Source organism: Salibacterium qingdaonense, assembly GCF_900114715.1.
GTDB lineage: Bacteria > Bacillota > Bacilli > Bacillales > Marinococcaceae > Salibacterium > Salibacterium qingdaonense.
Window position 1 is genome coordinate 58,266 of sequence record NZ_FOTY01000012.1, and the last position, 21,562, is coordinate 79,827.

A 21,562-nucleotide genomic window follows, 5' to 3' on the forward strand; every position below is an offset into this window, starting at 1 on the left:
AGAAGGTGACTGTCATGTTTGAAATCAAAACTTATCCCGACTTCTCATGGTCTTTGTCCCGCCACAAAACGTTGATGCACTGCGCCAGGCAGTACGCGCATCAATACTACACCTCCCACAACGGCTGGCTGAAGAATGCAGAACCACTCAGCAAACAGGCATACCGTCTGAAGAACCTGACCAATCTTGAAATGTTCTTCGGCTCCATCGTGCACGATTTGATAGAAAACGTGATTGATAATTACCTGAATACCGGCTGGATTCCGCCGGAAGACGAACTGCGCGGCAGGATCCGGACGTCGCTGAATGAAGGTTTTGTTGATTCCACGCGCCGGATGGAGGCGTGGAAGCAGAAACCGAAAAAAACGACGATGTTTCACGAAATCTATTATGGCAGCTCCAACCAGCTTCCCGAGGGCAAGGTGGAAAAAATAAAAGGACGTATGCAGACGACCGCCGGCCATTTTCTAAACAGCCGGACCATGCAGGAACTTGCCTATAATGAAAATATTGAATTTCTCGAATCGGAAAAGTTTCGTATTCTGTACGTCGGACGTCTGAAAGTGTTTGTTGTGCTGGACCTTCTCTATAAAGATACAGAACGGAACAAATGGATTATCGCTGACTGGAAAACCGGAAAAAAGTCGGAGGAAGACCCTTATCAGCTGGCGCTTTATGCCCTGTATCTTCTTGAAAACTATGAAGTGGACAACCTGGAGGATATTATCATACGAAATGAATACCTGCTTGAGGGTGAAGCGGTGGAACATCAACTGGATCATGTGACGCTTGAAAAGGTCCAGGAGCTGATCGGAAGCAGTGTGGAACGAATGACAGAGTATCTGGAGAGTCCGGTGGACAACCAGCCCCTGCCACTCGAACAGTTTCCGCAGACGAACGATGAGCGCGCGTGCCGGGTCTGTAATTTTTACGAACTTTGTTTCTCCTGATTATTTAGTTCCTGGTACTTACAATCAGTTCTACGTCCCCGTTTACTTCCCAGTGCCCCGTGGTGGCTGGAATAATGAAATGATCCCCTGTTTCGACCGGCACGGTTTTTTCCTCCGTTTCAACCGTGCCTTTTCCGCCCAGCACCGTTGCGAGAACATAAGACGCATCCAGTCCGGGAGAGAGACGGCTTCGGCAGTGTATGCGATGCACCTGGAAATACGGGGAATGGACAAGCTGTTCAACGACGCCGCTGTCCCCCTGATACAGAACGTCCCGTGACCTTTCCGGATCAGCGTGCGGCACGTCTGCGGCTTCCAGGGACTTGTCCAAGTGCAGCTCCCGTTTCATTCCGTCAGCTCCTGTACGGTCGTAATCGTACACCCGGTAGGTCGTATCCGAACTCTGCTGGGTTTCAAGAATCAAAGCACCTCCGCCGATCGCATGAATGGTACCGGCCGGCACGTAGAAAAAGTCACCTGTCTGCACCGGAACCGTCCGGAGCAGCGCTTCCCAGTCTCCTTCTTTCATCCGCTTCTCCAGCTCTTCTTTACTGTCCGCGTTATGTCCAAGAATCAGCGAAGCACCCGGATCCGCCTGAACGACGTACCAGCACTCTGTTTTTCCAAACGCTTCTCCTTCTTCAAGCGCACCTGCCTTCGTGTCGTCCGGGTGAACCTGTACCGATAAATCATCGGCAGCATCGAGAAGTTTCACCAGCAGCGGGAATTCATCCCCTTCTTCGTATCCAAACAACTCTCTGTGTTCTTTCCAGGCGGTGCGCAGCGTCTGCCCTCGCAGCGGACCGTTTTTTATCATGCAGGCGCCGTTGGGATGAGCGGATATACCCCAGCACTCCCCTGTCTGATCTGACGGCAGAACGTAGCCGAATGCTTCGTTCAGTTTCGTTCCTCCCCAGATTCTTTCTTTTAACACCGGCTCCAGAAATATGGGTTCGTGGTACATCTGTCAGTCCTCCTGTTTTCTATCTTCTCTCTCGTATTGTATCATACAGGACATAACGTTTTTCCTGAGGAATGAAAACCCGGACAAGTCCACCCCTGAAACCATAAAGGAGGCTTCCGTGATGGTACCGCTTTGTATTATTCCATGCGGGAAAAAGAAAATATGGGATCTCGATCCTGAAGCCGGGGCTGTTTATGCCAAAGATGCCTATCAAGGGACGCTTCACCATAAATGCAGGAAATATGCCGAAGCAAATGGCTGTGATTGGACAATACTTTCCGCCCGGCACGGCTTTTTGCTTCCATACGATATCGTACCCGAAAATTATGATACCGGTTTTCATTTTCCAAAAGACCAGATTATCGCTGATGCGGCACTCACACAGCAATGGCAGGACAAAAATCTCTATGCCACCGACACTCTTGTTCTTCTGACAGGGAAAAAACATGAAAAAGTGCTCGAGCGGGTTCTTTCGCAGCCTGAACAGTATGAATGGCAGAAACCGCTCCAAGGATGCCGGGGGATCGGCGACATACTTCAGCGTCTCGACCTCCTCTCCTCAACCAACACGTGACGGAGCATTCTGAAAGCCCCTCTCCTTTTATCATGTATGACTCTGGCATAAGCGCCGCCGAATAAGTAAAATAGAGGTAACAGATGTTTCTACCTGCTAGGAGGATACGTGTGAAAAAAGAAACCGCCTGGATTATCGTTAGAGGTCTTTTAACTATTGCCGCAGTCGCAGCATTGCTTTGGCTGGTCACTGTGTTATTCAAATTAACCTATCCATTCTGGCTGGCAGCCTTCTTTACGTGGATGCTCAAACCACTGTCTTCCTTTCTACACCATAAAGCACGTTTTCCCCGTGGAATTGCGGCGTTGTGTGCCCTCATCTTCGGCCTTAGTGTTGTCGGTGGTATTATCACCGGACTGACGTTTCTCATCATTGACGGGATTCAACGTTTTGCCGACAAAGTCCCGAACTGGACGGAGCAGACTTTCAGAAGCATACAACATTTTTTTAATGATACGATTCTGCCGATATGGCAGCAGGTCCGAGGAGCCGCAGACACACTGAGCAGCGGACAGGGACTGCCAATCACAGGCGGAATATCGGAAATCGGCTCTCAGCTCGGCACTGCGGCCGGTCAGTATGCGCAGCGTCTTGCCGATGCATTGACTCAGATTGTATTGAACGTTCCCACTTTTTTGGTTGCTTTTCTGTTCATCCTGATTGCGATTTATTTCTTCGGAAAAGATTGGGAAAAGTTCACCCGGGGAGCGGCTTATTATATTCCAGACACTGTTCTATCACGGCTTCATGCGTTTTATTATGCCTTCCGGTCCAGAGTATTCGGCTATATCCGCGCGCAGCTGATTTTGATGCTGGTCACCGGTATTATTGTATTTATCGGTCTCTCCCTGCTTCAGGTGAATGGAAAAATCCTTCTTTCCGTTATTGTGGGGATTGCTGAATTTCTTCCATACCTTGGAACGGGAACCATTCTTCTGCCGTGGTCGCTATACCTGCTTCTCACCGGCAATATAGGGCTGAGTATAGGTCTTGCAGTCTTGTACGGCATCACGATGGTCGTCCGGCAGACCATAGAGCCGAAAGTACTCTCTTCCAGCATGAATCTGAACCCCATTGCCGTCCTTGTCTCGATGTTTGCCGGTCTGCAGATCTTCGGTGCTATGGGGCTGCTTCTCGGCCCCGTTCTGCTCGTTTTCATCGTTATCCTCATCGACATCGGTGTTTTCCGGGATATGAAACAGTTCATTGTTCACGGATTTAAAGACTGATCTTTATCGAAAGCAGGATGCAGCATGACAATACAGTCCGCCCCTCCCCCCCACGGGGTGGACACAATGACGCATCTCTCCTCCATTATGAGCGCCCATTATTCATTTCATATTCATTAAAACAATCCTCTTAGATTATAGGGAGATTTCCCCTGTTTACATTCCTATTTCAATTTGATTAAAACCCCTGTTTTCCATTGATTTCCCATTGTTCCGCTTGATACGATATGAATCGTTGAAACGGAAAAAGAAAGTATCAACAGAAAAGGAGGTTTATATTTTGAATATAAAACCACTACACCATACATGGAAACTAATCGGTATACCGGCTTTGGCAGCCGGCATTGCTTTGGGGGCGGCACCTGCCGCAGCTGGTGCACATGATACCGTGGACACCGATTTAACAAAAGGCGCATCAGGCAGTGAAGTCGAAGAACTCCAGACTCTCCTTGAAGACAGAGGTCTTCTCCAAAGCAGTGACATAAACGGGACATACGATGAAACAACCGCTTCTGCTATCAAAGATTTTCAAAATAAATATAATTTGAATGAAGACGGTATTGCAGGCCCTGTAACAGTAGGTGCACTCGAAATTCTTTCGCAGGGAGATGAAGGAGAAGCTGTTCAGTATCTGCAGGAAAACCTTTCAACGCTGGGACACTATGAAGGCGAAGCAGACGGCGTGTTCACAGCAGAGCTTAACGATGCCGTCATTGACTTCCAGCGGTCACAAAACATCCTTGTTGACGGCCTTGCCGGTCCTCAGACATTCGGCACTGTCAATGCTGAAATAAAAGAAGCAGAGCAGGCAGAACAACGCCGGGCAGAACAGGAAGAAGCTGAAACATCAGAGAGTCATAACGAAGATGTTGCAGCGGAATCGAGCAGCTCCGAGCAGGAAGGAAGAACCATCCAGGTGAGCGCGACAGCTTACACAGCTGACTGCGCCGGCTGCTCCGGTGTTACTTCTACAGGAGTTGACTTAAACGCGAACCCAGGCGCCAAAGTCATCGCTGTTGATCCAAACGTCATTCCGCTCGGATCCAAAGTTCACATTGAAGGCTACGGCACTTACACTGCAGCCGATACCGGTGGTTCCATCCACGGAAACAAAATCGACGTTCATATGCCAAACAAAAGTGCAGCCTACGATTTCGGACGCAGAAATCTCGAAGTTACTATCCTCAACTAAATACAACGAAACGAAAGAAGCAGCCCGAACTAACGGGCTGCTTCTTTTATATGACTGACTTCTGCTTCACGGTTTCCTTCTGCAGATAACCTCTTATTTTCTCAAGATTCTGCGAAGGAGATGGTTCGTTGATGATAACAGCTTCCTGTTCGTACTGTTCGAACGCTTTTTTGTAGCGCGGATCATAATAATGAATCAGGAGGTTCTCCACCACATCCTCATATCGATTTTGTCCCAGCGCTTCATGGATCCGTCCGCGCACGTCTTCCGGCATGTTCTTTTCAATTCTCTCCACCGCCCGCAAGATCTCGTGATGATGAGAGTCCGGGTCGTACGTTTCCTTAATAACCTCCACCCGTTCTTTCATTGGGAGCTGTACATTCAGGCGTGTACCTGCTGCTTTGCCCTCCATTAAGAAATCCGGAAGATTAATGTTACCTATGCGTCTGCTTTCCCCTTCGATTACAACATAAGGACTATCACGCAGTTCTTCGAGCCGTTTCCACAAATCAAATTCAAACTGTTTCTGGCTTTTTTGTTTTAAACCGATATTACCAAACGCAGATCCGCGGTGATTGGCAAGCCCCTCAAGATCAATAACCGGCCAGCCCTCCTTCTGGAGCTGATGCAGCATAACGGTTTTGGCCGTTCCTGTGCCGCCGGTGATAACGATGTAACGGCGTCTGCTCTGCTTTTCTTCTTCCAGTGCAGCCATCACTTTTTTCCGCCACGATCGTATCCCGCCCTGCATCTGCGTGCAGGACACACCGAGCATCTGCATCGTGGATACAAAAGAACGGCTTCTCATGCCACCCCTCCAGCAGTACACGACAATCTCTTTTCCCGCTGCCCCGGCTTCCACCTCTTTCATTTTTTCATAATGGTCATGAAGCTTCGGCCCGGCTATCTTCAAACCTTCTTTCACAGCCTGTTCTTTTCCGCCTTGTTTATATGTGGTGCCTACATGCGCCCGTTCTTCATCAGTGAATAACGGAATGTTGACGGCACCCGGCAACGCGTATTCTCCAAATTCCGACGGTGAGCGTACGTCTATAAATTGTGTTTCTTCAAACATCGTTGGTTCACTCCCTTATAGGACAAGTTTATGCTTCTCTGCTGATGTATACAAGGGCGGCGTCTGAAACATAAGGGTTTAAGATTCTGCCTGGAAAGGAACATAGACTCATAGATAACGGTTACGAATCTGGAAAGGGGCGCATGTTATGGTATTAAAAGCACAAGCACCGGCTGACGGTGCCGTACTGGGTTCATTTGAAGAAACACCGGTTACCGAAGCAGGGCAAATTTATGAAAACAGCCGCGAAGCCCAACATTCATGGGCGGCTCTGTCCACTGTACAGCGGCTTTCCTATCTTAAAAGATTCCGTCACGTGCTGGTGGATCTGCAGGAAGAAATCGCAGACATTATCGCAGCCTCCACCGGTAAGACAAAAACAGACGCGTTAACAACGGAAGTGATGGGAGCAGCCGATGCACTGAAGCACGTGGAAAAAGAAGCACCATCCCTGATGTCGAATGAAAAGGTGAAAACCCCGATCCATTTTGCGGGGAAAGCCTCCTATATCAACCGTAAACCACGGGGATCTGTATTGATTGTTTCTCCTTGGAATTTTCCGTTTCAGCTGGCTGTTTCTCCTGTGGCCGAAGCTCTCGCTGCCGGTAACACTGTTATACTGAAGCCTTCAGAGGATACACCGATGGTCGGTGAATTGCTGCGCCGTCTATCTTCCTTGTTTCCTGAACATGTTCTGCAGGTCGTTATGGGCGATGCAGATCTGGGAGAAGCGTTAACAAGCGAAGATCCGGACTTTATTCATTTTACCGGGTCGGTTTCCACAGGACGAAAAATTCAGGAGAAAGCAGCACAGAAGTTGATTCCGACTATTCTCGAACTTGGCGGCAAAGACACCATGACTGTATTTGAAGATGCCAACCTGCAGCGTGCTGCAAAAGCTGCCGTGTGGGGGTCGTTTCATAACAGCGGACAGGTCTGCCTGTCCACCGAACGTGTCTTGGTTCAGGCCGGCATCTACGATTCCTTTTTGTCGGAAGTGAAGCAGGAAGCGGCTAAACTGAGACAGGGAAAGGATATCGACGCCGACATCGGCTCCATGACCACCCGCCGTCAGTACGAGCATGTGAAAGAACAGGTGCAGGACGCACTTGACCAGGGAGCCATACTTGAAACCGGAAGAGCCCCGGGTGACTGGGATGACAGCAACCTATTCATTGAACCGGTTATCCTTACCAATATAAAACCTTCCATGGCGCTTTGGAGTGTGGAAACGTTTGGCCCGCTCATGCCGATCAGGGCTTTTGAAACCGAAGAAGAAGCGGCAGCACTTGCCAACGACACGGAATACGGTCTCGGCGGCAGTGTGTTCACAAGTGACATCAGCCGCGCGGAACGGTTTACCGGCAGGATGAAGACCGGAAACATGAATATCAACGAAGTACTGGTGAGCGTAGCGAACTTCTATCTTCCCTACGGCGGCGTGAAAAACAGTGGAATCGGGAAATATCACGGCCGCGACGGCATACGCAGTTTCTGCATCGAAACCTCGGTTCTGGCTGATAAGGGAACGGAAGATAGTGAAATCATCTGGTATCCAAACGCCGGAAAATACGACCTCTTCCTGGATATGATTTCAAACTTCTGGGGGCGCCGCCGCAACTGGAAATCGTTCATCCAGTCCTACATGAGCTTGAATAAATTATAAAAACAAGGCATAGAGAAAAGAATACGGAGCGACTGATTATCCGAACGAGTTGGCACCACGTGCTGCTTTTGCAGCATGTTGCTTTCTTGTTCGGATTTTTTTGCGGCATCGTATTCATACGAGCGGGAACACCGTAATGGAAGAACAGAGGAGGAGCGCGTACCAGCCGAATTGATACGTTTACAAGCCAAATGCCGCTGTTTACATGCCAAATGACACGCAATACTGTCCAAGTGATTCGTTACCGGCCAACCTATCCGTTTTACAAGCCGATTCAGGCTATTTACATGCCAAACAAGCAGATTTACAAGCGAACGCCCCGGGCAGCGGACCCGGCCTCTTCCCTGAAGGAAGGTCGGCAAAGCGCCGTATCTTTTGATACTGCTCCTTTACATGCAGGATTTCGGTTGGATTCTGTTTTATTGTTATGTATGATACACTGCTCAAAGTGATATAAACAGGAGAGAGACGACATGCGCCTGAAATCTATTATTGAACAGCTTCATCCCCAATCGTTAAAACAAAAATGGAAACAGCTCACTGGATCCACGGCCGATCCAATGGAAGCTTTAAGCCGGATGGAGCGCAGACGCCAGTTAAAAGAATCTAAACTGGACCATTACCTGTTCCGGTTTTCCCTGTATGCCTTCGGCTTAATCTGCGCCCTTCTGGCCTTGATGCCATTCATTTATTTTCTGCCGTGGGAGCAGGCTGCCGAGTGGGTTGTTTATTTTCTTCTCGGTGCTCTGTTTTTATCTTTTAGTTTATCAGCGGTTACCATCAGAAAGCAGTCCCGGTATGTGAAACTCCCCTATATGTGGGCGATTATGATTTTTTCTATCCTATTGCTGTTATTCTATTTATTTATTCTCATTTATTTCCGGCTGCTGCTGCCATAAGCAGCAGCCCGAGAATGGCACTTCTACATGCCGCCTCCCATGCCTCCGGCTCCGGGCGGTCCGTTCCGCCGCGATTTTGCTTTTTCCTCTTCTCTTTCCACGGCTTTTTGTTCTTCGGTGTATTCCCCTTGATCGAACTCGGTTTTATTTTTCTGACGTCTTCTATCCATATAAAACATTCCGGCAATAATAAGAATAGCTGCTGCAATCCACAACATATCGGAAACCAATCTCCTCCCCTCCCCTCTTTTGCCACGTATTAAAAACTCCTGCACGCACCTTTTATAGATCCATTTCCTTTTTTCATACTATTCAAACAACAGCTGTCCTATCCTGACGGAGTGTATTTTTTTTCTGTTTTTCAGGTCTTAATATCTGGACAAGCTCAGGAACCATGGCGTACGATAGTGACTTGTGATAAAAGAGAGAGGGGAGAATGAACGATGAAGCTCGAATTTCCGCGTAACGCTGTTTTAGCGGTGTTTATGCTGGGAACATTTGCGGTCGGCATGACAGAATACGTCGTCACCGGCTTACTGACACAGTTTGCCGAAGGGCTGAATGTGGAAGTATCGACAACCGGGGTGCTGCTCAGTGTTTACGCCATCAGTGTAGCGGTGTTTGGACCGCTTCTGCGCATGGTTACCATTAAGTATTCTCCGAAACCTCTTCTGCTTGTTTTCATAGGTATCTTTATTATCAGCAATATCATGGCCGCTGCCGCACCAACATTTGAAGTATTGATTTTATCCCGGCTGTTTTCGGCAGCGATGCACGCCCCGTTTTTCGGTCTCTGTATGTCTCTTGCTGTTCAGATGTCCGCCCCCCAAAAACGCACACAGGCCATTGCCGCTGTCCAGGGCGGCTTGACTATTGCCATCATGCTTGGAGTCCCTTTTGGTTCTTTTCTGGGAGGAATACTGGACTGGAGACTCGTTTTCTGGTTCATAGCTCTGCTCGGTGTATTGACTTTCACCGGTCTTGCCATCGTTACACCGAATATAAAACCTTCCAGCACTCCGCAGCTGAAAAAAGAACTGGCCGGTATGCTGAAAAACAAAAGCGCTCTGATGGTTATCGCCATTATTGTATTCGGTTTTTCCGGGGTGTTTACCGCTTATACATTCACCGAACCAATGCTTCGTGAATTCGCCGGGTTCGGTGTAACCGGTATTACCACAGGACTTTTCTTTTTCGGGTTGGGGGCTGTCGCCGGAAACTTTGCTTCCGGCCGTATTCATCCAGCCCGGTTAACCGAGCGGCTTATTGTATTTCTTGCGGTGCTCGGTGCTATCGTAGCGTTATTTACATTCCTTCTTGAATTTTCTGTGTTGGCGTTTGTTATGTGTTTCCTGTTTGGAGCAGGGACGTTTGGAACAACCCCTATTCTGAACTCGAAAATCATCATCGCTTCTCCCGATTCCCCTTCGATGTCAGGGACCGTCGCGGCATCTGTATTTAACCTCGCTAACTCAATCGGAGCGACACTTGGAACGGTATTTCTACATGCCAGTTATTCTTATGCCATTATCACTTTTTTTGCGGCAGGAATTATTTTCTTCGGAATGGTTCTCACCGTTGTCACGCACCTGGTAGAGGATAAAACCCTCTTCCAGCAGTCCGCAGATCAATGAAAAGAAGGCGGTCCCGCCCGGATGTTTCCATGGGCAGACCGCCTTCTTTTTTTGCGTTAGTCTTCTTTTTTCCGTCCGTAATACAACAGGCCGAGAAGCATAAAAGCAATCATAAGCACCGTTACTACAATAAATACCGGAATAGCTCCAAATTGGTAGATGAACGGCAGGGCAGTGGCTGTCACCAGTCCCCCGCCTACCATCGGCTCAAATAAAATCTGCTTGTAGCCGAATGCGGTAAAAGCCGGTGATCTATTATCAGGATCGGCTACACGCATCAAGAGCAGTCCGGTTGCTGCGACACCAGTGGACTGGCCGAAATCACCGAGTGCTCTTTCAAACCAGTAGTTTGGTATCATGCGCGGAGCCAGATATATGAATCCGAGCACATTAAGTGCAATGCCGGAAACAGCAAGAATAACAAACGGAATGAAATACGTGCCAAGTACAGACAATTCCAGGCTTGCCAGTGCCGACACAATCAGCAGATCAAGGGACAGACCCTGAATGCGGTTAACCAAACCACGATCAATCAAATCATATTTGTCGAACTTGGTAAAACCGAGCTGAAGGATAATTCCTCCAAGCATGGCAAGGGGGAACAATGGAACGTATTCAAAAATGTACACATCACTCCATGCGCCCCACGTCACCGACTCAAACCATTTGAGAGCCTCAAGCAGAACATAACCAAGGAAAATGGCAATGGCAACCAACGCTGCATGAAATGTCAGCGGATCGATGGAAGTCGGAGATGTTGTCATGTTTCCCGCCGGATCTCTCGCATCAAATTCGTTAATTCCCAGTTGAGCATCCACCGAAATATCTTCCGGCTTCTTCAGTATGTTTGATTTTTTCTTTCTTACTCCCCAGTTAAGCAGAATAATACCGGCGATAACTCCGGACAGCACTCCCACGGTTGCCAGCCCTATCGCCAAGTCATATCCTTCTTCGAATCCAAGCTGGGTGAACGTGTTCTCCAGCCCGCCTGCCGTACCATGTCCCCCGACAAAGCCGATTTCAATCAATGCGCCAGCCGCCGGCGGAAGTCCGAACACCGGGGTTAAAAAAAGCAGACACAATCCGATGCCCACCACGTACTGACCCCAGGACAGCGTATACCCAAAAGCAATCTGCGGACCGCCGATGCGGAGTATTTCTTTAGGATTCGGGATGCGGAAACCAATAAATAACCCGGCGAATACCACATTAATTAATAGGCCGGGCATCTCACCCCAAACCTCGAAAATGTCAGCTGTGAACAGTCCGTTCTCCAAAAATCCCTGTCCGAACATGCCCTGCGTGATACGTCCTAAAACCCCCGGACCAAGCAGGAGGGCCAAAAATCCGCCGATTAAAGCACTCGGAAGGAACAAGCGCTGCAGTAAAGGGATACGGATCCGGATCCACTTTCCCAAAGCAAGCATAATACTGATAATGACAATAGCCATCCCTATCGCGTCAAAGGACATATAACTCCTCCCTTTCCCTTCATTTCAGAAAATAATTATTACATTCCATAATAGTATTTGTTTCCCTATTTTACTATGTATTCAAACTGTTTGAAACGATGCTTCTCGTTTTCACAAGATGTTTTGGAGGAAGCATAATCAACTTGCTATTGACCTGCTTCAGGTTTCATAGTAACATTTTTAATGAAATTGAGAATCTTTATCAATATATGAAGGGAGGAAGGTTCAATGAAACGAAGCAAAACTTTTTACATAGCACTTCTCTCTGCTGTTATGATGCTGGCGCTGGCCGCATGCGGCGTTGGATCAGACAGCGGCAGTAATGATGACAGCGGTTCCGGCGGGGAGGAATCGTCGGAGAGTACAGACGAAAGCAGCAGCAGTGAAACGATAACGGTGACCGATGCCACCGGGGAAGAAACGCAGCTGGAGGAAACACCGCAGAATATCGTTGTGCTGGAATGGGTCTATGCCGAAGATCTGCTTGCTCTTGGCGTGCAGCCTGAGGGTATGGCAGACATCGAAGGTTATAAAAGCTGGGTCAATATCGAACCATCACTGTCGGAGAGCGTGACAGATGTCGGAACCCGTCAGGAACCAAGTCTTGAGGAAATTGCCCAGCTCGAACCGGACCTCATCATAACATCGATGTCCAGACATGAAGGCATCAGCGATGAATTGAATGATATTGCGCCGACATTGATGTTCCAACCATATCCGGAAGAAGGTCAGGGAAACCAATATGAAGAAATGGAATCAACCTTTCAAAAGATCGCCAAAGCTGTAGACAAGCAGGATCAGGCCGAACAGGTGCTTTCCGATCTGGAAGAGTCCTACAGTGAACTTGAAACCCAGCTGACCGAATCCGGCATGGACGGTACAGAAATTCTTCTGTCCCAGGCTTTCAGTTCCAATGAAACGGCTACCCTCCGTCTATTCACGGATAACTCTATGGTGATGCAGATACTGAATAAGATTGGGTTGAACAATGCTTTCGATGGATCCGACTTTGAGTCGTACGGCTATGTCTCGGGTACCGTTGAAGATCTTGAACCATATCAGGACGCTCACTTCATGCACATCACCCAGGAAGATGACAACGTCTTTGAAAATCAGCTGAACGGCAATCCGGTCTGGGAAAACCTGAACTTTGTACAGGAAGACCGTCTTTATGCTCTGCCTGGTGATACCTGGACATTTGGCGGTCCACTCGCGGCGGAAGTATTCGCAGAAGAAGCTGTGGAAGCTCTGACAGCTCAATAAAACAGGAATACAGTGGCGCATCTAAGCAGGAGTGCCTCTCTTCAGCGGGGAGGCGGTTATCCTGCTTTTTTTTTACTGAGTATATATCAACATACAGGGGGGCATAAGGTCTATTACTGCTTGCTCTATTGACCCGGCATCATTTTCATAGTAAGATTTTCTTTGAAATTGATAATCTTTATCAATTATAGGAGGAGGATGTTATACATGAAAAGCACCAGAATGTTTTACACGGCTTTCGTTGCTGTGGTTATCGTTTTGACGCTCGCGGCGTGTGGAAACAGCGGAAGCTCAAGTAATACCGGATCGGGTGATGAGGAAAAAGAAAGCAGCGATAATAATCATTCTATTACCGTGACGGATGCCGCAGGGGAAAAACAGCTTGATGGAATTCCACAGAATATCGTAGTGCTTGAGTGGACCTATGTGGAAGATTTACTGGCTTTGGGCGTAAATCCGGCAGGTGTTGCCGATATCAAAGGGTACCAAAACTATGTTAATATTGAACCGGAACTACCGGAGGACGTGCAGGACGTAGGTACCCGCCCGGAGCCGAGCCTCGAGAAAATCGCCAAGTTGAACCCTGATCTCATCATTACGACAATGACCAACCATAAAGATATCAGCGGGGAACTAAATGACATCGCACCTACACTCATGTTCCAGCCGTATCCGGAAAAAGGCGGACAGACCCAGTATGAGGAGATGGAAACGACTTTTAACACCATCGCCAAGGCTGTAGGAAAACAGGACAAGGCCAAGCAGGTTCTATCAAATCTTGATCAAAGGTACGACGAGCTGAAAACCCGGTTGAGCGATGCAGGGTTGACCGGTACAGACATTCTGCTTTCACAGACGTTCAGCTCCAATGAAACAGCAACCCTGCGCCTGTTCACCGACAATGCGATGATTATGGAAATATTAAATAAAATCGGACTAAAAAATGCATATGAAGCCTCGACATTTCAGGCATACGGTTTTGCCACTTCTACCGTTGAAGATCTCGCGCCTTATCAAAACAGTAACTTTATGCATATTACGCAGGAAGATGATAATGTGATCAAAAATCAATTGGCCGGAAACGCTGTTTGGGAGAACCTGGATTTTGTTGAGCAGGACCGTATCTATGCTCTTCCCGGCAATACATGGACATTCGGCGGTCCACTGTCTGCTGAGGTATTTGCAGAGGAAGCAGTCAAGGCACTGACAGGAGAATAAAACATGACCACACACACACGTTTACATAGGAGCAGGACTGTCTCTCTGTTTGGCGGAGGGGCCGTTCTCCTCGTTTTTCTTATTTTACTGCATTTATATCAAAGTACGGGAGATATTTTGCTTCGCACCGTCTGGGAGACATTGTTTTTATCAGGAAGTGACCTGAACCACCAGATTGTCCGCTCTGTCTACCTGCCGAGAATTGTCATCGGTATTTTGTCCGGTGCGGCCCTTGCGGCGGCCGGTGTCATTTTTCAAACATTGACCAGAAATCCCCTGGCGTCACCTAGTACACTGGGTGTGCATTCCGGCGCTTATTTTTTCGTTATTCTGGGCACGGTGTCAGGGGCCGCCTGGCTCGATAATCTTGGATTTCTGCTCGCCTTTCTGGGCGGGGCCTTCGCGGCTGTTCTTGTCTTTGTCATGTCCGGCGGAAAATCGGCCACCCCGGTGAGGATGGCCCTTGCCGGTATGGTGCTGACGTTAATGTTTTCCTCCTTCACTTCCGTGCTCCAGATTTTCTTTGAATATGAAACATCCGGCCTGTTTTTATGGGGGAATGGCACGCTTGTGCAGCAGGACTGGCAGGGAGTACTCTTCACCCTACCGTGGCTGGCTGTGCTGTTTCTTCTTATGATCTGGCTCGGGACGAAAATGGATCTGCTTCTGCTTGGTGAAGACCAGGCCCGGACCCTTGGAGAAAAAGTCCGGTTGATTCAGGTTCTGATGTTTTTCACAGCCGTTGCTCTTACGGCGCTTCCGGTGAGTGTAGTAGGTCCTGTCGCGTTTATCGGGCTCATCGCGCCTCATATTATCCGGCTGGCGGGATTCCAGCTGCACGGTATGCTAATCGGTGCTTCGATGTTGTGGGGAGCCAATCTTTTGATCGGTGCTGATATTCTGGGACGATTCCTCGATCCTTCCCTGTCGGAACTTCCGGTCGGATCGATTACAGCGCTGATCGGCGGGCCTTGGCTCGTCTGGCTGATTGTCAAACACAGGCAGACCCTTTTTGGGTCACGGTCACAGGAAAGTATTTCTGCCGGCGGCAATGTATTGTCTCTGCCCTATCCGTTCATCGTCAGTGCGGCGGCGGTCCTTCTTATAGTCTCCTTTTTTGCTGCTCTGGCCGGCGGCGGGGACGGATTTGCTTTTGTTGACACGTGGAACGCCCTTTTCGGCAGCGGCGCATCCGGACAAAGCTACATTATTTTCGACCTCCGGCTTGGCAGAATTCTCGCTGCCGCAGCCGCCGGTATCCTGCTTTCATTAAGTGGTTTGTTGTTTCAGGGAATTCTCCGCAATCCGCTTGCCGACCCGTCCGTCATCGGGATCACATCCGGCGCCGGTGTCGGGGTGCTGCTGGTTATGTTTGTATTTTCCGGACTTTCGGCCGCTTGGTTTCCGGCGGGAGCCATTATTGGTGCTTTTCTCACCGTTGCGATCGTACTGTTTTTCTCGTGGAAAACAGACTTCGATCCATCGATTCTCGCTCTTACCGGTATTGCGGTCTCCGCTGCCGCAAGCGCAGTAACCCAGATTCTCATCACCCGTTCCAATATGAATGCCGCCTCCGCTTTGACCTGGCTGTCCGGAAGTACTTATGCGACAGGCTACAGTGAGCTTCAGCAGTTTTTGATCTGGCCGATTGTTGCGCTGATTCCTGCTGCCGCTTTTCTTTTAACTAAACTTAATATCCTCTCCCTCGGTGACCAGACCGCCGTCGGACTTGGGATAAGGACAGGAGCTGTACGCTGGGTAACTGCTCTTACCGCGACATTTGCGGCAGCGATGGCGGTCGCAGCGGTTGGAACGATTGGTTTTATCGGCCTCGTTGCCCCGCATCTCGCACGCCTGCTCGTCGGCCAGGATCACCGGAAGATTCTGCCGGTGGCGCTGCTTCTCGGCGCTTCTCTGCTCGTCATTTCCGATACGGTCGGGCGGATGCTGCTGGCGCCAAAAGAAATACCGTCCGGTCTTGTAGCCGCCGTCATCGGTGCACCATTCTTTCTATGGCTGATGAACCGGACATCCAAAAAATAAGGATGGAACCTTGAATATGCTTCAGGTTCCATCCTTATTTTCTATGACGAACGCTATCCGGGCGGTTCACAGACCAATGTTTAAGCGTTAGCCATCGTTTGACTGTCTTCTTTGTCCGGAACGGATTCCAAATGCCGGCCTACCAGATCATATGTCATGCAGACAGGCTTCTTCGTACGGGGATCTTCCACCACATAAGCATCGATGCCGAACACCTTACGAAGAACCGGTTTGCTTATGACTTCATCCGCGCTTCCTATATGCTCGGCCGTTCCATCTCTCATGGCAATCAGATGATCTGAAAAGCGGGCTGCGTGGTTCAAATCATGCAGCACCATGACAATGGTTCGTTCTTCTTTCTTATTAAGCGACTCGAGCAGTTCCAGTATTTCAAGCTGTTGGGCCATATCAAGATATGTCGTCGGTTCATCGAGCAGCATAACTTCGGTCTCCTGAGCCAGAGCCATCGCAATCCAGGCCCGCTGGCGCTGCCCGCCTGACAGGGCATCGAGCGTCCGGTCCTTAAATTCCATCATTCCTGTATCTTCGATTGCTTTCTCTACCGCTTCTTTGTCTTCGGCTGTCATACGTCCGGCTCCGCGGCGGTGCGGATAACGCCCGAACGAAACGAGCTGGGACACCGTAAGCGTCTGCGGAATATCAGGGGACTGGGCGAGAATAGCCATTTCTTTGGCTACTTCTTTCGTCTTCATTTCATGTATATTGCGTCCGCTTAAATAAACTGCGCCCTGTGAGGGTTTCATAATACGTGACATAGCTTTCAGCAGCGTCGATTTGCCGCATCCGTTCGGCCCGATAATCGACGTAATGACGCCATCGGGTATCTCTATGTTCATATCTTCAATAATATTTTGATCATGATAGGCGACTGCTATATGCTCGGTAGACAATTTCATTATGTCTGATACCCCTTTCGGTTTTCCAAGTCGCAATACAGTATAACATTGATAATCATTTTCACTGAAAATTATAAAGGGTTATGTTTCTATTTGCAATACTTATTGAAAAATCTTATCAATTGAGTCACGCGCCACCTTATGATATCTTACGGACAGATACGAAATGGAGGCTGAAACGATGGAGCGAAAAGAAATTGAAGAAAAAATCCAGCATCTGAAAATGGATTATATCCGCATTCAAGGCGATCTTGATAAACTGGAAACCGTTGGAGGCAATGCCGCCGGAGCGATCCGGGAACTCGAACTTATTGAAACGGAAATGAAAGAACTCAACCAGGCTCTCCAAAAAAAATGAAAAAAGAGAGGACGGCCCAACAGGGTCTCCTCTCTTTCATTTAGTAAAAAGCCGGTACAGTGTTTGCGTATCCCGGACTGTTTAGAATGAAATAATAACCGATGAAACATAAGACTATAAGAATCAGGGAGATAACAAGCATCCGCTGGAACAATGGGAACTCTCCTTCATACAACATCTCTTTTTCATTATTGTCTGAGATGTCATTGCCCCTTGTCAATAAACAAGAGAAAGAGAGCTCCCTTATCCTTTCATGCTTTCACATGAACAAGGACTCCTTTGCGTCCCTCCTCCCAGATGTTGTTCCCCTTATAATACAGCATATCGTGCTTCTTATTCTGCTTCATTCTGTGAATCTTTGCCTTCGTGTAGTGAAAAGGCGCCCTCCCTTTGAATGACCCGTCAATATACAGACTGCACCGATTACCCTTGATATGAAACAGCACCACTAAATGTCCATGAATCCATGTATAATAGGTGCCTCCCCGCAGTCTCACCATTTCCATATGCCCCTCTCATTTTTGTTCGTTTTATAGAATATAAGAGTAATATATAACGAATTAAACACGCTGAAAAGCCTTAAATATCTCTATTTTTCGTTATATAGAACGATTTATGTTCTATATAACGTATTTACTCTTTATTCCTTCCGATTTCATTTTTTGAAAATCTATTTTTGTTTTATATAATGAACAAAAGAATAGATATAGGGGAGAAAGAGATATGCTGGGTCATAAATTAAAATCGTACCGGAAAAAACAGGGACTTTCCCTTTCGGATTTATCACAACTGACTTCCATCTCCAAATCTTATTTAAGCTATATAGAACGGAACGTAAAACAAAATCCATCTATCGATGTACTGAAAAAAATTGCGGCGGTCATGGATATAACGGTTGAAGAATTAATTGAGGATACACTGCCGGAGTTCCAAAACGAAGAAGTGCTGCTCGATGAAGAATGGGTTCTTCTTATAGAGCAGGCCATTCAGGAAGGGGTCAGTAAAGAACAGTTTAAACATTTTCAGGACTATATCAAATACGTGAACTGGACGAAGCAAAACAAGAACAACGGGGGGAAATTGCATGAGCGGTGACAAAGAAACCAATCATTTGGACAGAGAATGGGTGGAGCTTATGGATGAAGCAAAACATATCGGACTATCTCCTGAAGAAGTGCTCACCTTTCTAACCGGCAGTAAGGAAGATCATTCGGGGTGAAGAAAATCCGGAACGAAAAAAGACACTTTATCCCATTTAAGGATAAAGTGTCACATCACTTATTTTTAGAGCGCCATTTATTGAATTCAAGGAATTCTTTGAACTGTTCTTTCGTCACCCCGGAATCCATGGCTTCCTGAACGATTGAACGCCATTCCTCATCGAGCTCGTATTCTTCCTGCTCCGTTTCATCTTTCAGCAGAGCGTCTACCGGTACATCAAGAACACTGGATACCTTTTCAAGAAACTGCACGGAGGGGTTAGTCTGAATGTTACGTTCCATTGCGCTTAAATAAGATTTCGCTACACCGGCTTGTACAGCGAGTTCTGTCAACGAAATGTCTTTTTCTTTACGGTACTTTTTTACTCTGTCTCCAATCATCGTCATGGGTGGACTCCTTTTTCTTTACCTGTATGCCATGATTATAACATATAACGAATGGATGTCTGTTATAATGAACGACAAAAACAATTGAAATATCTGACATGACGGGACGGAGATTGATACTTCCGTGCAGACGGAGGTGACAAATTGGTTTTTGAATAAACAAAGCCAACCTTCAGCAGATTGGCTCTTACCTGTCAGGATCTTACGCTCTCCTTGTTAAGAAATGCTTTCACTTCTTCCGCCGTTAATCCTGCTCTTTTCGCTTCCATTATCAGAATCACCCATTCCTGATCAAACTTTTCCGGATTCTGCATTTGATACAACCCCCTAAAGCTTATTTGAATGCCTTAGGCAGCCCAGCCGCCGTAGTCACTGAAAATGACGACAGGCCTGTGACTTTGCGTCCCTGTCTTTCGACAGATTTGCCTTTTTCTCAAGGTTGGTTTTTGTGAATCGGTGTTTATGTTTTACTTGTACAGCCCGATTCTTTTTTTACACACTTTTAATTTAAAACGATTTACACTGGTGTATCCGGTACAAGGAAAGGAATACGGTAAGGCAGGTTATCAATAACTGCCGGTGTTTTCATATAAATCTCCCCGTCTGTATCTGCTTTCATCGGCTCCGGCGTATCCAGTTTCACGTGCCGGGCCTGATAATGTTTCACATCCGTTGGTTTGGGGTCCCAGGTAAACGGATTTTTCGCTGTCAGGTATTCCCGCAGCAGGGAAGCCCCGCCCTGACTGACGATAAAAACATTGAACCAGCCGTCATCCGGAACAATTCCCGGAAACGGGAGCTGTGATGCTCCGATAAAATTACCGTTAACGACAAGAACCATCACCCCCTCATCCACCACAGTCTCCCCGTCGAGTGTCAATTCAAACGAAAACGGCTCGGGGTTAGTGAATGTCTGAAGGGCACTAAGCAGATAACTCACTTTTCCCAGTTTATTCTTCCAGTCTCCATTAATATTTTCCGAAGTCTGTGCAATCAGGCCTATTCCATAAAAATTTGCAAAAAAGCGCTCATTTATTGTACCGATATCAACGTATCTCGTTGTTCCATTCATCAGACTTTCAGCGGCTTTCTTTATGTTCTGAGGGACAGCCAGCGTCCTCGCAAAGTCATTACATGTGCCACCCGGAAGAATGCAGACTTGAGGAGGGTGTTCCAGTGCAGCAAGTCCGTTCACGCATTCGTGAACGGTGCCGTCACCACCCAGTATTATAATGAGCTGATACTCATGCCCTTTTTCCTGCAGCACCTCCTCTGCCTGCCCCTTGTACAGCGTTTTTCGGATAACTATTTCTTCAATATGACTGGTTAATATCCCTGCTGTGAGCTCGATATTTTTTTGAATAAACGACGGCCCGGAGTTCCCATTTATAAGCATCAGTGCTTTTTCGTACATTCCGTTCATCCTTCTGCAAAGTAATCTACACTTTAATGTAACCTTCAAAATGATGTTTGTAAACCCAGTCGACCAGCTTCGACAAAAAGCTCCCATTCCACATAAGGAGATGGGAGACATTATGGATATTTTCACCAGAAGATATGTCTTATGGGATGTATTTTCTGCGGCAGAAGCGCTCTCCCGAAAGTGGATCGCAAGCTGTGAGCGTCCAGGATATGTCAGGAAAATGCTGCTCCAATGCGTGTACCGCGCGGAAAAGAAGATAATCCTTGTGCTCTTTTTTGCCGTGGATAAACATCCATGCTTCTGCTCTCTTCTGTCCGTAAAGCATACACCCTGCAACGAGTACATCTTCCACCTGTTCCTGGAAGTATTCCCCGGGGAGTGGAAATGCGGAGAAGATTTTCAGTAATTCATCCATAATAACAGGAAGAGAAACTATATACTGATAAATATCAGAAAATTGGTCGACGGAAACGAGTTTCCAGTTTCTCTTCATCAAGCGCAGCAGATCAGCGGATGTAACTTTATCTCCTGCAGCAAGTATCTCCAGCAAAATGTTGAAATAGTTCTGCACGCTGCAGCCCGGTCTTTTCTGCATAGCATGCTGCATGTATTCCGGTTCCTCGTTCATCGGTACCCCTCCACCGCTGATTATTGTGACATATTCTTGATTGCCGGGCATTTCCGGCAGATTTCCTCTGAGTTTACGAGTGTTTTATAGATGGAACACCACGACCGCTTTGCATAACAGACGGGAACATTTTGTTCTTTTGCCTTGCGCTTGAGTTTGTCCGTCATGTTGTGATTGATGAAGTCCGTGAGAATCAATATCAAATCCACGTGTTCAGGAATGCTTTTATGCACCATTTTCACTTTTCTACCGCTTACATGGGAAATATCCTGAAATCCCGCCTCCTGCAGCCTCTTCGGTATGGCACCCAACTTGTCCGCCCCTACAATCATTAACGTATCCAACGGAAAGCACCTCCGACAATAATGATAATCATTCTCAATAAATCTTACCTATAGTCTATTGGTTTTCTTTTCCTTTGTCAATACGCTAAGCGCTCCCACCTTAATG

23 protein-coding genes and 1 riboswitch are annotated in these 21,562 nt (G+C 47.6%); of the genes, 13 read left to right on the forward strand and 10 right to left on the reverse strand.

Features of this window, described 5'->3' with window-relative positions; translation table 11 throughout:
• The first annotated feature begins 14 nt into the window (after positions 1-14).
• A complete protein-coding gene (locus BM058_RS10675; protein WP_090927031.1) occupies positions 15-950 on the forward strand; it encodes a PD-(D/E)XK nuclease family protein in 936 nt (311 codons plus the stop codon).
• A 4-nt stretch (positions 951-954) separates the two neighbouring features.
• Here BM058_RS10675 and manA read toward each other — a convergent pair whose 3' ends face one another.
• Positions 955-1,914: a mannose-6-phosphate isomerase, class I gene (gene manA / locus BM058_RS10680; RefSeq protein WP_090927032.1), complete on the reverse strand. Its 960-nt coding sequence runs from the start codon at positions 1,912-1,914 to the stop codon at positions 955-957.
• Positions 1,915-2,035: 121 nt separating this feature from the next.
• On the opposite strand from manA, the gene BM058_RS10685 reads away from it, so the two are divergent.
• From BM058_RS10685 to BM058_RS10695, 3 genes are all read left to right on the forward strand, one after another.
• Positions 2,036-2,488 (forward strand): DUF6884 domain-containing protein, encoded by a 453-nt coding sequence (locus BM058_RS10685; protein ID WP_090927033.1) that lies wholly within the window; start codon positions 2,036-2,038, stop codon positions 2,486-2,488.
• A gap of 110 nt (positions 2,489-2,598) precedes the next feature.
• On the forward strand, positions 2,599-3,717 hold the full coding sequence (ytvI, locus tag BM058_RS10690; protein ID WP_090927034.1) for a sporulation integral membrane protein YtvI: 1,119 nt from the start codon (positions 2,599-2,601) through the stop codon (positions 3,715-3,717).
• A gap of 280 nt (positions 3,718-3,997) precedes the next feature.
• Positions 3,998-4,909: a peptidoglycan-binding protein gene (locus BM058_RS10695; protein WP_245736939.1), complete on the forward strand. Its 912-nt coding sequence runs from the start codon at positions 3,998-4,000 to the stop codon at positions 4,907-4,909.
• 46 nt (positions 4,910-4,955) lie between these two features.
• On the opposite strand, the gene mnmH is transcribed toward BM058_RS10695, so the two are convergent.
• Positions 4,956-5,984 carry a tRNA 2-selenouridine(34) synthase MnmH gene (gene mnmH / locus BM058_RS10700; RefSeq protein WP_090927035.1) on the reverse strand — a complete coding sequence of 343 codons (1,029 nt, stop codon included), beginning with the start codon at positions 5,982-5,984 and terminating at the stop codon, positions 4,956-4,958.
• Positions 5,985-6,132: 148 nt separating this feature from the next.
• Here mnmH and BM058_RS10705 point away from each other — a divergent pair, with 148 nt between their 5' ends.
• Together BM058_RS10705 and BM058_RS10710 are read left to right on the forward strand one after the other, a co-directional pair.
• The gene (locus BM058_RS10705) at positions 6,133-7,650 is read left to right on the forward strand and encodes an aldehyde dehydrogenase family protein (RefSeq protein WP_090927036.1); all 1,518 of its coding nucleotides are present in this window, start codon (positions 6,133-6,135) and stop codon (positions 7,648-7,650) included.
• Positions 7,651-8,123: 473 nt separating this feature from the next.
• Positions 8,124-8,549 carry a hypothetical protein gene (locus BM058_RS10710; protein ID WP_090927037.1) on the forward strand — a complete coding sequence of 142 codons (426 nt, stop codon included), beginning with the start codon at positions 8,124-8,126 and terminating at the stop codon, positions 8,547-8,549.
• A gap of 23 nt (positions 8,550-8,572) precedes the next feature.
• Here BM058_RS10710 and BM058_RS10715 read toward each other — a convergent pair whose 3' ends face one another.
• Positions 8,573-8,779, reverse strand: coding sequence for a hypothetical protein (locus BM058_RS10715; protein ID WP_090927038.1), 207 nt, complete (start codon positions 8,777-8,779; stop codon positions 8,573-8,575).
• 213 nt (positions 8,780-8,992) lie between these two features.
• Here BM058_RS10715 and BM058_RS10720 point away from each other — a divergent pair, with 213 nt between their 5' ends.
• Positions 8,993-10,183 (forward strand): MFS transporter, encoded by a 1,191-nt coding sequence (locus BM058_RS10720; RefSeq protein WP_090927039.1) that lies wholly within the window; start codon positions 8,993-8,995, stop codon positions 10,181-10,183.
• Positions 10,184-10,239: 56 nt separating this feature from the next.
• On the opposite strand, the gene BM058_RS10725 is transcribed toward BM058_RS10720, so the two are convergent.
• On the reverse strand, positions 10,240-11,655 hold the full coding sequence (locus BM058_RS10725; protein ID WP_090927040.1) for a sodium/glutamate symporter: 1,416 nt from the start codon (positions 11,653-11,655) through the stop codon (positions 10,240-10,242).
• A gap of 228 nt (positions 11,656-11,883) precedes the next feature.
• Between BM058_RS10725 and BM058_RS10730 the strand changes: the two genes are divergently transcribed.
• The 3 genes from BM058_RS10730 to BM058_RS10740 all read left to right on the forward strand — a co-directional run bounded on the left by BM058_RS10730 (position 11,884) and on the right by BM058_RS10740 (position 16,179).
• Positions 11,884-12,918 carry an ABC transporter substrate-binding protein gene (locus tag BM058_RS10730; RefSeq protein ID WP_090927041.1) on the forward strand — a complete coding sequence of 345 codons (1,035 nt, stop codon included), beginning with the start codon at positions 11,884-11,886 and terminating at the stop codon, positions 12,916-12,918.
• A gap of 207 nt (positions 12,919-13,125) precedes the next feature.
• Positions 13,126-14,136 carry an ABC transporter substrate-binding protein gene (locus BM058_RS10735; protein ID WP_245736941.1) on the forward strand — a complete coding sequence of 337 codons (1,011 nt, stop codon included), beginning with the start codon at positions 13,126-13,128 and terminating at the stop codon, positions 14,134-14,136.
• Positions 14,137-14,139: 3 nt separating this feature from the next.
• Entirely contained in the window at positions 14,140-16,179 is a 2,040-nt protein-coding gene (locus BM058_RS10740; protein WP_090927042.1) for an iron ABC transporter permease, read from the forward strand.
• Between the two features lie 80 nt (positions 16,180-16,259).
• On the opposite strand, the gene BM058_RS10745 is transcribed toward BM058_RS10740, so the two are convergent.
• The gene (locus BM058_RS10745; RefSeq protein ID WP_407690175.1) at positions 16,260-17,096 is read right to left on the reverse strand and encodes an ABC transporter ATP-binding protein; all 837 of its coding nucleotides are present in this window, start codon (positions 17,094-17,096) and stop codon (positions 16,260-16,262) included.
• 181 nt (positions 17,097-17,277) lie between these two features.
• Between BM058_RS10745 and BM058_RS18265 the strand changes: the two genes are divergently transcribed.
• The 3 genes from BM058_RS18265 (at position 17,278) to BM058_RS10760 (ending at position 18,673) form a co-directional block, all read left to right on the forward strand.
• Positions 17,278-17,454 (forward strand): SE1832 family protein, encoded by a 177-nt coding sequence (locus BM058_RS18265; RefSeq protein WP_177195521.1) that lies wholly within the window; start codon positions 17,278-17,280, stop codon positions 17,452-17,454.
• A 723-nt stretch (positions 17,455-18,177) separates the two neighbouring features.
• Positions 18,178-18,549 (forward strand): helix-turn-helix domain-containing protein, encoded by a 372-nt coding sequence (locus tag BM058_RS10755; protein WP_090927044.1) that lies wholly within the window; start codon positions 18,178-18,180, stop codon positions 18,547-18,549.
• Positions 18,539-18,673 carry an anti-repressor SinI family protein gene (locus BM058_RS10760; protein WP_090927045.1) on the forward strand — a complete coding sequence of 45 codons (135 nt, stop codon included), beginning with the start codon at positions 18,539-18,541 and terminating at the stop codon, positions 18,671-18,673. The genes BM058_RS10755 and BM058_RS10760 overlap by 11 nt, the downstream gene beginning before the upstream one ends.
• Positions 18,674-18,728: 55 nt before the next feature.
• Here the strand turns inward: BM058_RS10760 and BM058_RS10765 are convergent, their stop codons facing one another.
• From BM058_RS10765 to BM058_RS10785, 5 genes are all read right to left on the reverse strand, one after another.
• Positions 18,729-19,055: a helix-turn-helix domain-containing protein gene (locus tag BM058_RS10765; RefSeq protein WP_090927063.1), complete on the reverse strand. Its 327-nt coding sequence runs from the start codon at positions 19,053-19,055 to the stop codon at positions 18,729-18,731.
• A 200-nt stretch (positions 19,056-19,255) separates the two neighbouring features.
• Positions 19,256-19,375 carry an anti-repressor SinI family protein gene (locus tag BM058_RS10770; RefSeq protein WP_090927046.1) on the reverse strand — a complete coding sequence of 40 codons (120 nt, stop codon included), beginning with the start codon at positions 19,373-19,375 and terminating at the stop codon, positions 19,256-19,258.
• A 33-nt stretch (positions 19,376-19,408) separates the two neighbouring features.
• Positions 19,409-19,498: riboswitch (cyclic di-GMP riboswitch) on the reverse strand.
• An 80-nt stretch (positions 19,499-19,578) separates the two neighbouring features.
• The gene (locus BM058_RS10775) at positions 19,579-20,475 is read right to left on the reverse strand and encodes a diacylglycerol/lipid kinase family protein (protein WP_090927047.1); all 897 of its coding nucleotides are present in this window, start codon (positions 20,473-20,475) and stop codon (positions 19,579-19,581) included.
• Positions 20,476-20,623: 148 nt separating this feature from the next.
• Positions 20,624-21,112 carry a hypothetical protein gene (locus BM058_RS10780; protein WP_090927048.1) on the reverse strand — a complete coding sequence of 163 codons (489 nt, stop codon included), beginning with the start codon at positions 21,110-21,112 and terminating at the stop codon, positions 20,624-20,626.
• Positions 21,113-21,132: 20 nt separating this feature from the next.
• Complete coding sequence (locus BM058_RS10785; RefSeq protein ID WP_090927049.1) at positions 21,133-21,456, reverse strand: DUF2325 domain-containing protein; 324 nt, start codon at positions 21,454-21,456, stop codon at positions 21,133-21,135.
• Positions 21,457-21,562: the final 106 nt, after the last annotated feature.

Bases quoted from the DNA above. Each gene is read 5' to 3' on its own strand.
- BM058_RS10720 (WP_090927039.1), top strand. From the start codon at position 8,993: ATGAAGCTCGAATTTCCGCGTAACGCTGTTTTAGCGGTGTTTATGCTG.
- mnmH (WP_090927035.1), bottom strand. From the start codon at position 5,984: ATGTTTGAAGAAACACAATTTATAGACGTACGCTCACCGTCGGAATTT.
- BM058_RS10685 (WP_090927033.1), top strand. From the start codon at position 2,036: ATGGTACCGCTTTGTATTATTCCATGCGGGAAAAAGAAAATATGGGAT.
- BM058_RS10710 (WP_090927037.1), top strand. From the start codon at position 8,124: ATGCGCCTGAAATCTATTATTGAACAGCTTCATCCCCAATCGTTAAAA.
- BM058_RS10705 (WP_090927036.1), top strand. From the start codon at position 6,133: ATGGTATTAAAAGCACAAGCACCGGCTGACGGTGCCGTACTGGGTTCA.
- BM058_RS10765 (WP_090927063.1), bottom strand. From the start codon at position 19,055: ATGATTGGAGACAGAGTAAAAAAGTACCGTAAAGAAAAAGACATTTCG.
- BM058_RS10760 (WP_090927045.1), top strand. From the start codon at position 18,539: ATGAGCGGTGACAAAGAAACCAATCATTTGGACAGAGAATGGGTGGAG.
- BM058_RS10755 (WP_090927044.1), top strand. From the start codon at position 18,178: ATGCTGGGTCATAAATTAAAATCGTACCGGAAAAAACAGGGACTTTCC.
- BM058_RS10730 (WP_090927041.1), top strand. From the start codon at position 11,884: ATGAAACGAAGCAAAACTTTTTACATAGCACTTCTCTCTGCTGTTATG.
- BM058_RS18265 (WP_177195521.1), top strand. From the start codon at position 17,278: ATGGAGCGAAAAGAAATTGAAGAAAAAATCCAGCATCTGAAAATGGAT.
- manA (WP_090927032.1), bottom strand. From the start codon at position 1,914: ATGTACCACGAACCCATATTTCTGGAGCCGGTGTTAAAAGAAAGAATC.
- BM058_RS10775 (WP_090927047.1), bottom strand. From the start codon at position 20,475: ATGTACGAAAAAGCACTGATGCTTATAAATGGGAACTCCGGGCCGTCG.
- BM058_RS10780 (WP_090927048.1), bottom strand. From the start codon at position 21,112: ATGAACGAGGAACCGGAATACATGCAGCATGCTATGCAGAAAAGACCG.
- BM058_RS10745 (WP_407690175.1), bottom strand. From the start codon at position 17,096: ATGAAATTGTCTACCGAGCATATAGCAGTCGCCTATCATGATCAAAAT.
- BM058_RS10740 (WP_090927042.1), top strand. From the start codon at position 14,140: ATGACCACACACACACGTTTACATAGGAGCAGGACTGTCTCTCTGTTT.
- BM058_RS10770 (WP_090927046.1), bottom strand. From the start codon at position 19,375: ATGCAGAATCCGGAAAAGTTTGATCAGGAATGGGTGATTCTGATAATG.
- BM058_RS10725 (WP_090927040.1), bottom strand. From the start codon at position 11,655: ATGTCCTTTGACGCGATAGGGATGGCTATTGTCATTATCAGTATTATG.
- BM058_RS10675 (WP_090927031.1), top strand. From the start codon at position 15: ATGTTTGAAATCAAAACTTATCCCGACTTCTCATGGTCTTTGTCCCGC.
- BM058_RS10735 (WP_245736941.1), top strand. From the start codon at position 13,126: ATGAAAAGCACCAGAATGTTTTACACGGCTTTCGTTGCTGTGGTTATC.